General features: G+C 34.1%; 5 protein-coding genes. 1 reads left to right on the top strand and 4 read right to left on the bottom strand.

Annotation, left to right across the window (positions count from 1 at the left end; translation table 11 throughout):
- Positions 1-78 precede the first annotated feature (78 nt).
- Together V7183_RS18465 and V7183_RS18460 are read right to left on the bottom strand one after the other, a co-directional pair.
- The gene (locus V7183_RS18465) at positions 79-984 is read right to left on the bottom strand and encodes an AraC family transcriptional regulator (protein ID WP_097897623.1); all 906 of its coding nucleotides are present in this window, start codon (positions 982-984) and stop codon (positions 79-81) included.
- 236 nt (positions 985-1220) lie between these two features.
- Positions 1221-2330, bottom strand: coding sequence for a metallophosphoesterase (locus V7183_RS18460; protein ID WP_335360398.1), 1110 nt, complete (start codon positions 2328-2330; stop codon positions 1221-1223).
- Positions 2331-2647: 317 nt separating this feature from the next.
- Between V7183_RS18460 and V7183_RS18455 the strand changes: the two genes are divergently transcribed.
- Entirely contained in the window at positions 2648-3679 is a 1032-nt protein-coding gene (locus V7183_RS18455; protein WP_335360397.1) for a C45 family peptidase, read from the top strand.
- 271 nt (positions 3680-3950) lie between these two features.
- On the opposite strand, the gene V7183_RS18450 is transcribed toward V7183_RS18455, so the two are convergent.
- Positions 3951-5807 carry a S8 family peptidase gene (locus V7183_RS18450; protein WP_335360396.1) on the bottom strand — a complete coding sequence of 619 codons (1857 nt, stop codon included), beginning with the start codon at positions 5805-5807 and terminating at the stop codon, positions 3951-3953.
- Between the two features lie 441 nt (positions 5808-6248).
- On the bottom strand, positions 6249-7919 hold the full coding sequence (locus V7183_RS18445) for a M4 family metallopeptidase (protein WP_335360395.1): 1671 nt from the start codon (positions 7917-7919) through the stop codon (positions 6249-6251).
- Positions 7920-8105 lie beyond the last annotated feature (186 nt).

Genomic DNA, 8105 nt, shown 5'->3' with positions numbered 1-8105 from the left:
AAAGAGGGGTTTTATGTCTGTTTTTCAATTGATTTATATATAGAAAAGCGAATCATTTTTTATGATTCGCTCCTTTTCTTATTGTTTCTTCTGCACCGGCAACCAAAGTTCAATTTGAGCAAATTCGCTCTTATCTTCATGACAACGTTCATCATATAACTCGAACTCTACCACTCCAGCATGTTCATATCCTGAATGCGGGAACCATTCTGAGAAGACTGCATTCCAAGTTTGCTGAATTGATGCTACCATATCTTTGTGAGGTACTTTTGGTGTTGTAAATACAGCGTATGTTGCTTCTGGGAATGTACGCTTCGTAAGTTCACTTGGCATATTCTCAAAATCTGTAACTTCCATTCCGATAATATAAGTGAAATCTCCTGCTTCTAAATTAAAATCTGTACACATTCCAAGCTCTACATATTGACTTGTATCTTTACGATTTGGAATGTGATCCGCTAGATTTTTTTGTAAATAATGATCCCAAAATGCCGGAATGTCTTTGAGATTTTCCCCCTCTTTACTAGTCGTCTTCATTTCATATCCAGCGACAAGAAACGCTGGCTTTTTCTCAATACGAAATTCCATCTGTATTCCCCCTAAATATGGATTCAACTTCCTCTGTTTCACATTCACTTTGTAATACATCGGTGTTTTTATTTCTTGCTTTCGATACGCACTTGGCGTCATTTGAAACAATTTTTTAAAGGCTCTAGTGAACGTTTCATGAGATTGAAAGCCATGTTCTAATGCAACATCAATAATTTTTTCATCTGTATGAGAAAGCTGATAAGCTGCCTGGGCTAACCTCCTCTTACGAACATACTCCATTACAGAGTCACCAACCATCGCCTGAAACACGCGGTGGAAATGATATTCTGAAAACCCTGCAATATGAGCTAAATTACGTAACGTTTGTTTTTCCATTACATCTTCTTCAATATAATCAATTGCCTTTTGAATTTGCGTTTCATAGCTTTCCATCTCTGTTCACCCGCCCTATATGTATTATGATAAAAGAAAGCGCTATTTGTTTCTTGACGTTTTTTGCTTTTATCCCGCTATTTGCGGGAAGTAAGACTCTTGTAAAAAGTTAGGTGGGGGATACAGAATCTCCCGTTTATTAAAGTTTTACTTTATTTCACAAAAAAGAGTGAAACTTATCCAAATAGCACTTCATGATAAGAAAAGCAGCTACCAATGGCAACTGCTTTTCTTATTTATTCAAACGTAACATCTATCTGGATAATCTCTGACCGACTCCCAAGTCTAAGCGGCGGTCCCCAAAATCCAAATCCTGAGGAAACAATGGCGTGAAATGCACCTTTTTGTACGTATCCCCAATCTAGTTCATACATGCGTTTCGTAATGATATGATTCGGTGCCATTTGTCCACGGTGCGTGTGACCTGATAATAGTAAATCTACACCAGCTTCTCCCGCTTGTTTTAGTTCAAATGGCTGATGATCCATTGCGATAACAGGAAGTGATTGATCTACTGTACTCATTAGCTCTTCAAAACTTTGACGATCCCGCTCTGTTTTATCCCTTCTTCCAACGAGGTAAAAACTGTCTTCAATTGTAATGACTTCATCTAAAAGAATGTGAACGTCAATCTTATCCATCTCTTGTAAAAATTCAGGGATGGCCCTGCCGTAATATTCATGATTTCCTAGCACCCCATATATACCAAGTGGGGCTTGCATTTGTTTCATAACCTGTCCCATGTTCTTTTTAATAAATTCTCCTGGATGATCATCGATAATATCTCCAGGTAATAAAATAATGTCAGGTTTCATTTCGTTTACATGATGGACTAGCCTTTTTAAATGAGAAACGCCAGATAGTTTACCGAAATGCATATCAGAAGCCATCGCAATACGTAAGCTTTTGCGCCCTTCCACTTTTTTCGGTATATGTATATCGTACTTTCGAACGACTGGACTATACGCATTATACATCCCGTAGCCGAAAATAAATAGGAATAGAATGAAAACAACAGTCCCTGTCCAAATAATAGCTGTCTCTGCCTGAACAGATAACAATTGTAAAATAACTACCGTTAGATCAGCTAGTGGCAATAGTATAAGCGCGTATTGTATCACTGCAAACCAATAAGAACCAATTGTTCTTAGCAAAGGAAGAAACTTAAACACTTGAACAAGTAAATAAGCATATGAGAATAAACCTACCAGTAAAGCATAATATCCCCATGCTTCCCAGCCAAAGAGTGTCCGCAGCCACACCCAACCATTCCATCCGATGTAAAACATCAGTACTGTGTATAAAATAAAAATAGTACCCATATTGAAATATCGAAGACTTTTCACAACAGACCTCCTCTTCTATTTCTCTTATTATAACTTGACCTCTATTTATAATGTAAATATTACGCATCTGTAACCATTTTCATTTTTTCCTGCTCTCTTGCTAGGCGATACCCGCTCCATGATAGGAATGTATAAAAAATTGCATAGATTGATGGAAAGAAAAAAAGCGGATTCTTTATGAGAGTAAGGATCCGCCTTGTCTTTGCTACCGATAATATTGCGTTATGTTACCCTTACATGTATGGAATATAAAAAATAAAAATTATCCTTTTTATGCTATAATTTCAAAATATATGATATTAAAGCGAACAGGAAGGGTGAAAAGATTGTCTAATTTTGAGATTGATATTCTTCAATTGAGAACTACTCCTTACGAAATAGGTTTCCATCTTGGAGAATATTTAAAGGATAAGAGTTTAATTAATGTATTTAATAAGTTAACTAAGCCTGAAATTAATATGAATCACTTTCATGACTTATTTTCCTCTTTATCCCCTAACTTGCTTGAAGAATTGCAAGGTTTATCTGAAGGCTTACAACTTCCATATGAGAAAGTGGCTGCTATGTTTAGTGGCTATGATGTACCTAAATTAGCTAATATGGGATGTTCAGCATTTGTGGATCATCGATATTATGTAAGGAATTACGATTTTTCACCTGATATTTATGATGGTCTCTTATTATTGCTAGATTCTAAAAATGTTTTAGCTTCTTGTGGTTATAGTTTGCAAATCATTGGAAGACATGATGGAGTAAATGAAAGTGGGTTAGCTATTGGGCTTCATTTTGTAAATAATCAGGAATATCAGGAAGGTATATCTGCTTGGACTAGTGTGAGGATGGTACTAGATGCTTGTAAATCTACAGAAGAAGCTATTGATTTACTCAAAGACATCCCTCATGCTACCTGTTATAATTTTTCCCTTGGCGATTCTTATGGAAATTATGCAGCCGTAGAAGTGAGTCCAAAAAAAGTGTTAGTCCGTAAAGATCCTAGTTTTATTTCATGTGTAAATTACTTTCAAAATACTGATATGAAGAAGAAAAATAGAGCACATATTGAAGGATCTTTAAAACGTAATGAGTATATCCATAACTTAAAGAATCAGAATTTAAGTATAGAAGAGACATTTGATAAATTTAGTGATAAAGACTCGCCATTATTTTTTACAGATTATGATAATCTTTTTGGAACCCTACATACTTTTGCTTATTCATTTGAAGAGAAAACTCTTATTACAAATGTTGCTCAAGGAAACAACGACTTAACCATAAATTTTGAAGAATGGGTGAAAGGAAATAATATTAAAGAATCAAAACTAAAAGGCTATATTCAGACTTTTGTTTAGAGCTAAGTCAGTTAGAAATCCATAATAACAAAAGCCTTTATATTGGTACATAATCAAATCACAGTTAAATTAGGACTCCATAATGTCTCATAAGACTTGTATCAAAACGATTATCGTTGCAAATCAATCTCCGAAAATGATGTGATATTTGCAGCGTAATAGGAAGATAGATATTGGGTCATAAAAAACGGCACCCCAATTATTAGTTACGTCTAACAATTGGGGTACCGTTCATTTGAGAAATTCCTGTTGTTTCATGTATGCATAAAACCTATTTTACGTTTAATAAATACGACCCATTTTTATTTTCATATTTATAGACATGCAAATAATATTTCCCTGGTTTCGCATTATATTCTCCCTTAATGGTATTACCATCATTTTTTCCATATGCTACAATGTTTTCTAAATCTGATTCATGATAAAGTGTCCATGTCATTCCAATTTGTTTTTCATTTAATACGGAAATATCTATATTTTGCGGTGAATTAATCGTAAAAGTATAGATATCTGACTTATCATTGTCGTTAAGATTTCCTTCAATAATCGTATTGAGATCTATTGGATTTGCCTGTGTATCTTCGTTATTTGGCTCTTTTTCTCGCGGTTTTTTTGAAGTTGAGTCTTCCTCGTTTGGCTGAAATCCTAATTTCAACAATATAGCTTTTAAATCTGGTAAAACACCAATTCTATCGTAAGATGGTTCTCCAGATTGTGTTCCTGTGTTCGGATTACTTAAGATGTCTCTTAACTCACTTGGTTTATAAGGTTTACCCAAATGCTCCTTAGCAATACTTTGTATGGAAACGGCTGCACCAGCAATAATTGGTGAAGCGCTCGATGTACCATTAAAGCTAGACGTATATAAATTTTTAGCACTTCTACTTGGATCTGCAGAAGTTGTATCTACATTTTGACCCCATCCATATACATCAATTCGGCTTCCATAATTTGAAAACCATGAACGTCCGTGAGGGACAGTTGATAAAGCAGCTCCGACTATGATTGCCCCTGAATCTTTAAAATCTTTGCTATTACGATTTAAGACTTTTTTTCCATCTTTATCTTTAAATTCATCTAAGTCATTCCAGCCATTTGCTCCAGCCTCGATGATTACGATTCCTTTATCCGTTCCAGTACGAATCGCATCAAATACATCTGGTTGCACTTCAACCGGAAAATATTTATCACGATATCCTTCATAAGCCGATTGTGCCTCTAACAATAAAACATCACCGGCATTTAGATGATTTACAGCACTTAATATGGCATCCGCTTTGTTATTACTGCCGTCATCCCTAATTTGAGATACTACTTTTACTGTAGCTTTTGGTGCAATACCAATATTGCCGATTTGATTATCTTCCGCAGAAACAATTCCTAGAACCGACGTGCCATGTCCAGCGTGAGCATCTGTATTTCTTCCGGATATAAGTTCGATATTTTGCTTTTCTAGATCTTCATGATTTAATAGCCAGCCATACTCCATATCTGCAAATGTTACACCTTTTCCATCGCCTCCCTTGATCCCCCAAGCATAAGGTGCATTAATACCATATGGTGCCTCTTTTAAATATCCTTGGTTTTCGAATCTAGGGTCATCATAGGGATTAAGAAATAATTTTGGCATCTGTACTTCCGGTGGTGTTACATTTTCTAGTTCTTTCATGTATACATCCTCTATCAAAGATGATTGTTTTAATTTTTCTACTAATATTTCAGCTTGTTCATTTTTCGAAACTTGAATTACATAATAATTTAATAAGTTAGAAGATGAAGTATTATTATCGGTTTTAACATTTTCATTTAGATTTTGGATTTCTTTAGGACTTACAGACGTAAATAAACGTGTTAATGTTAAATCTGGGAATTCAGAAAAAAACTTTTCTAGTACTATATCATTTTTTTCATGTTGTATTCGTTTTTCTATACCATCCTCATATGGTAAATTCATCGCATTTTTAAACTTTACAATGATTTGCTTTTCTTCTTTTTTTTCTACATTAGATTCTTTTTGCTGTACTACTGAATTGTTTGAAGCAGCACTCACTATATAAGAAGTCTTTCCTAGTCCCGTAAAAGCGGTAATTGCTATTGTAGATACGAGCATTCCTTTTAAAATTTTCATTAATTTTCCCTCTACTTTTTCATTTTTAAACAGTTTCCTATAAAATCTCGAAATAATTACGTACAAAGCTTTATACTAAATAAATTATAATGAGTATCTAAAAATATATCAATATATGTAAATATATAATATTTATTATTTATTTACATATATCTATTTTAATTTTCCGACACATAAGTTACTGCTACGTAAAACAATAGGAGGACAAATCCTATCTCTCTAGCTAATTGCTCCGACATATATCGTTGCAACTCTTTAGAAAACCATTTTAGTCATCAAAAATCGATAAGTTCATATCAAAAAGGACACCCCTCCGCTAATATTTCTACGTAAGGGTGTCTTTTTACATAATGATTTTTTAATTATTATTACCTATATAATATTATATAAGGAAATAATAATTAAATTTCATTTTGGAATATTATTACATTAACAAGCGTATTATTTTACTCCTACTTGTTCCCAAGCATTCGCCACAGCTTTATATGTCGCACTATTAACGCCATCGTAATCAGCTGCAGATTGCAATAAAGCAGCACGTGCTTTGCTAAAATTACTTGTTGGTGTTAAATACGTTGTTAAGGCACGGTAATAGATTTTTTCTGCTTTCTCTTTACCAATAGCATTAATTGTTAAATAGGCAGCTTTATTTGGAATACCGCTATTGATATGTACGCCTCCATTATCTCCTTCTTCTGTTGCTGGTAAATATTGATAGTCTCTCATGTGAGCAGGTTGATCATATTTTTCAGGATTTGATAAGCTGCGAAGTGCATCTCCTGCAACTCCTGGTGTATATACAGCTTCTCCTAAATCCCAATTGGCTGGATCAACGAAATATCCAAATACATCAGAGAAAGATTCATTTAGTGCTCCGGATTGATTTACGTATTGAAGATCAGCTGAATATTCAGTTACCGCATGTGTTAACTCATGTGCAACGACATCAAGTGAACCTGAAAGTGGTGCGAATTCAACACCATCGCCATCTCCATAAATCATTTGTTGACCATTCCAGTAGGCATTATTATAGTTGTTCCCATAATGGACTGCAGAACGAATCGTTTTCCCTTTTCCATCAAAACTGTTGCGATTATGAACATTTTTATAATAATCATATACTTTGCCTGCATAAGCATGAGCATCAACCGCAGGAGCTTGGTCCTTATCTACCCAAGCATTATCATTATCGAATAGATAGTAATTCTTCGGATTATCTGCATTGCTGTGATTAACTGTAAATGTCTCAATAACGCCACCATTCATCGGCTTTGTTGTGTCTTGTAAATAGTATTTTCCATATTGGCTGCTATAAGTTGTATTAAGATCTTTTCGATCACCTAATACTCCGTTTCCATAGCCTTTTTGCGGAGTATCTGCATCTGTAACTGCATTATATGAATCTACAATTGTTCCATCTTCTGCGTTTACATAGATTTGCCAGTTCGCTCCATAAGGCTTAATGAATTGTAATTGTACTTTATATGTTAAATAATAATTCCCGTCTTTTTCATAAACAACTAAATCTGCGTTTTCATTTGTAGATTTTAAGTTTTCTTTCACTTGTTCTAATGGATTTCCACTTGTTTCTACTAATGTATCTTTTTTTGCAAGATTAATATGTTTCCATGCATTTGAAAGAGCTGTTTCTTTTGTAATCTTTGCTTTTGTGTTTTCTTTCAAACTATCTGCGGCAGCTGGATGTACGTCTCCATTTACTGTTGTTACTGTTCCATCACTCTTTGTATGAACAATGAATTGTGCACCATCAACTGGTACTTTATTGATAGATTGAATGTACACATAATGTTTCATCCCTAAATCATCTGATTTTACTTCTTTAAATGTTAAATCAGTCTGTGGATTGATTTTAAATAACTCTTTATTTTCTTCAAGGAACACTTTCACTTCTTTTTCTGTTTTTACCTTTTTATCAGATAGTTCTCCTGAAAGAAAGGATGGGTTCCCTTGTTCTTCATTCCACGTTTGTTGTATAACTTCCATTTTATCCAAAGCTTCTTGTTGTGATACTTGCTCTTCTGCAAAGGCAGTTGAAAATGGAGCACCTAAAACCATTCCGGTGGCTAGTAATGTAACGACTGTTTTTTTCATTCTTATTTCCCCTTTCACTATTCGCTTAAATAAAGATGCATCTCACTAAGTAGTATACAAATAATTCATTTCCAGTATATTCATTTATGCAGAATTGCATATATAAACTTTTTACTAGTCCTTTTACTATGTATAAATCTTAATAAACTAAGATTTTCTTAATCTATTACTGAGATAGTGACACAT

It is taken from the genome of Bacillus sp. JJ1127, assembly GCF_036965845.1.
Lineage (GTDB): Bacteria > Bacillota > Bacilli > Bacillales > Bacillaceae_G > Bacillus_A.
Note: the sequence above shows the minus strand (reverse complement) of the source record. Positions and strands in the feature narration are given on the sequence as shown.